The sequence below is a fragment of the Polaromonas sp. P3_C2 genome, assembly GCF_056402675.1.
Window position 1 is genome coordinate 1 of record NZ_JBFUGX010000513.1, and the last position, 3,004, is coordinate 3,004.

Below are 3,004 nucleotides of genomic sequence, written 5' to 3' on the forward strand. Positions count from 1 at the left end.
GCATCGACCGTGCCGTTTTGCAGCGCCAGGTAAACCTCGGCAAAGGCGATCGGCGTCGGGTTGGCGCCGCAGGCGCGAGGCAGGGCCATGTAGGCCGGCACGTCGGGCACCCGCATTTTCAGGCCCTTCATCTCTTCACAGGTCTTGAAGGGCTTGTTGCTGGTGGAGTGGCGCGCGCCGTAGTAGGTGACGGCGACGGTTTGCACGCCGGTCTTCTGTTTGTAGCCTTCGGTCAGTTCCTTGAAGACATCGCTCTTCGCGTATTTCAGCAGGTGCTCCGGGTCGCGGAAGGTGTAGGGGTAGTAGGCCACGCCGATCCGCGGAAAGCTTCGGGCCGCAAACGATGCGCCCGAGATGATGATGTCGACGGTGCCCAGCTGCAGGCCCTGGTTGATGTCGCTTTCCTTGCCCAGCGTGGAAGCCGGGAACACCTGAATCTCGTAGCGGCCGCTGGTGCGTTTCTTGATTTCGTCGGCTGCCCAGACCGACCACTTGTGGTAGGCCTCGGAGGTTTCGTAGACGTGCGCCCATTTCAGCTTGGTCTGCGCCGATGCGATGCCGGAAAAGCCCACAGTGCCTGCCAGTAGGGCGCAAGCAGCTATGGTTTTGATAGCGAATCTTTTTGTATTGAATGCGTTCATGTTGTCTCCTCGAAGGGTGGTTGCTGGCAGAAAGGAAATCGACGATGCGCGCCAGCGCGCACCGTCGTGAAGCCTGGGGTCTAAGAGCCCGTTCAATGTCTAAACGAGGCCGCGTTGGGCAAATGCCTTCTCGGGCGGTCTGCGTCGTTGCGGCGCTAGCCCATAGCCGGGCTATGGGCGTCGCACCGCGCCTTGCATCCCATCCCGAGAAGGTGCTTGCGCGGCCTCGTTTAGACATTGAACAGGCTCATTGCTCAGTTCTTCAGGTTGAGCTTGGTCACGAGTTGTTTGAAGTTGTCGTTGTCGCGCACCATTTGCGCCTTGAAGGCGGGGCCGTCGGCATAGGCGTAGCCCAGGTTCAGCTTGTCCATCACTTCGCGCATGATGGGCTCTTCGGCCGCCTTCTTGCTGAAAGTCCGGATGGTTTCCACGACTTCAGGCGGTGTGCCTTTGGCCACGCCCAGGCCGCGCCAGGTGCCGATGGACAGGTCGATGTTGCGTTCCTTGAGGGTGGGCACGTTCTCAAAACCCTTGACGCGCTGGTCGGCCATCACACCCAAAATCTTCAGCTTGCCGGCCGCCACATGCACGGCAACCTCAGCCGGGCTCACACCTACCGCGTCCACATGACCACCCAGCAGGGCCAGCACGGCGGGGCCGGCGCCCTGGTAGGGGATGTGGTTGAACCTGGCGCCGGTTTTTTCTTCCAGCGAGGCGGCCGCCAGGTGCCAGATCGAGCCATTGCCGGCGTTGCCGACCTTCACGTCGCTGCCGGTCTTTTTGGCGGCGGCGAGGAACTCTTCAATCGTGTTGTAGGGCGAGTCCGCTTTCACGGTGATGGCAGCCGGGTCGGCATTCAGGCGGGCAATCGGGATGAAGTCGTCCTGCGTGATCTTGGTGATGCCCATGTGCGGCAGGATGGTTACCTCCACAAACAGCATGGCAATCTTGTAGCCGTCGGGCTTGGCGTTGACCACGTCGGCCAGGCCAATAGCGCCGCTGGCGCCGGGTTTGTTGTAGACCACCAGCGATTGCGTGGTGTATTTTTTGGCGGCTTCGGCATAGGCGCGCGCCAGCGAGTCCGTGCCGCCGCCAGGCTGGAAGGCCACCATCACTTCAATGGGCTTGTTCGGGTAGGCCTGCGCCCAGCTGTTGCCGCAGAGGCTGGTGAGCGCCAGGAGGGCTGTCGCCAGCAATTTGCGCGGTGTCAGAAACTTCATGCTTGTCTCGCTTTCGTTTTTAGTTGGAAGGGAAATCCGGGGTGAGGTGGGTGCTGAAAGAAATCGTGACGAGTCATTTCTTCTGCACCTCCTGGTTTTTGGTCCGGCTCCAGCTCACGCTGAAACGCTTGTGCGACTGGTCCATGTGTGCATGCATGGCTGCACGCGCGGCATCCGGTTCATGGTTGCGCACCGCATCAAAAATGGCCTGATGCTCGGCAATCGCCGAGCGCCACGATTCAACGGTTTCAAAATGCCCGCCCAGCCGCTCGAACAACGGGCCGCGGCGCGAGTCCCAGAAGCGCTGGATGGTTTCAATCAGCACCACGTTGCCGCAAGACTCGACGACGGCGGTATGAAAAGCGCGGTCGCCTTCCAGCGGCAGCACGCCGCGGTCAGCGTCAAACTGCATGCTGGCGATGGCCTTGTCCATCGCGTCTATGTGTTTGCGCTTGGCCTGGGTCGCGGCCATGGCGGCGACTTCGCCTTCCACCACGCGGCGGGCGCGTATCAATTCAAGAGGACCCCATTCGTCCGGCGAGATCTGCGCGGCCCGGCCACTTCCATTGCCGTCGTGGCTGGCGGGCTTGCTTCGGTCCAGAACATAGACACCCGAGCCGGTGCGTACTTCGACCCAGCCTTCGACCTCCATCGCGATCAGCGCTTCGCGCACCGAAGGCCGGCTCACGCCCAACTGCCGTGCCAGGTCGCGCTCGGCGGGGAGACGTGCGCCCACGGCSMATTCGCCSKCCGMGATCAGCGTGCGCARCTGSTCGGCGATCTGGCGGTARAGGCGTTGCGGTTCGACAGTTTGCAGGGGCATGGGKGAAAAGGATGAAAAGGTGGGGGCTTTAAGGGTTAGCCAGAATTGGACAAGTGGTAAGACCAATTGATAATCCCATGAAACCCCCGGGACAACATCCGGCAAAACCCTGTAGGAGTGAAGATGAGACTTGAAGGAAAAAAAGCGCTGGTGACCGCAGCCGGCCAGGGAATCGGCCATGCCACTGCGCTGGCGCTGGCGGCCGAAGGCGCGCAGGTCTGGGCCACCGACCTGAAGCCCGAGCTGCTGGAAAGCTACAAAGGGGCGGCCAACATCACGGCGCTGCCCCTGGACGTGCTGGACAAGGCGGCGATCCAGAA

Annotated in this window: 4 protein-coding genes; 1 reads left to right on the forward strand and 3 read right to left on the reverse strand. The window is 61.7% G+C overall.

The features are described from left to right. The 3 genes from dctP to AC1DWI_RS18100 form a co-directional block, all read right to left on the reverse strand. Positions 1 to 641: TRAP transporter substrate-binding protein DctP (gene dctP / locus AC1DWI_RS18090; protein WP_477725365.1), on the reverse strand; the 641-nt coding region annotated here is incomplete at its 3' end. A gap of 254 nt (positions 642 to 895) precedes the next feature. After that, positions 896 to 1,861 carry a tripartite tricarboxylate transporter substrate binding protein gene (locus AC1DWI_RS18095; RefSeq protein WP_477668478.1) on the reverse strand — a complete coding sequence of 322 codons (966 nt, stop codon included), beginning with the start codon at positions 1,859 to 1,861 and terminating at the stop codon, positions 896 to 898. Between the two features lie 73 nt (positions 1,862 to 1,934). Beyond that, the gene (locus tag AC1DWI_RS18100; RefSeq protein ID WP_477725366.1) at positions 1,935 to 2,684 is read right to left on the reverse strand and encodes a FadR/GntR family transcriptional regulator; all 750 of its coding nucleotides are present in this window, start codon (positions 2,682 to 2,684) and stop codon (positions 1,935 to 1,937) included. 123 nt (positions 2,685 to 2,807) lie between these two features. Between AC1DWI_RS18100 and AC1DWI_RS18105 the strand changes: the two genes are divergently transcribed. Further along, positions 2,808 to 3,004: SDR family NAD(P)-dependent oxidoreductase (locus tag AC1DWI_RS18105; RefSeq protein WP_477725367.1), on the forward strand; the 197-nt coding region annotated here is incomplete at its 3' end.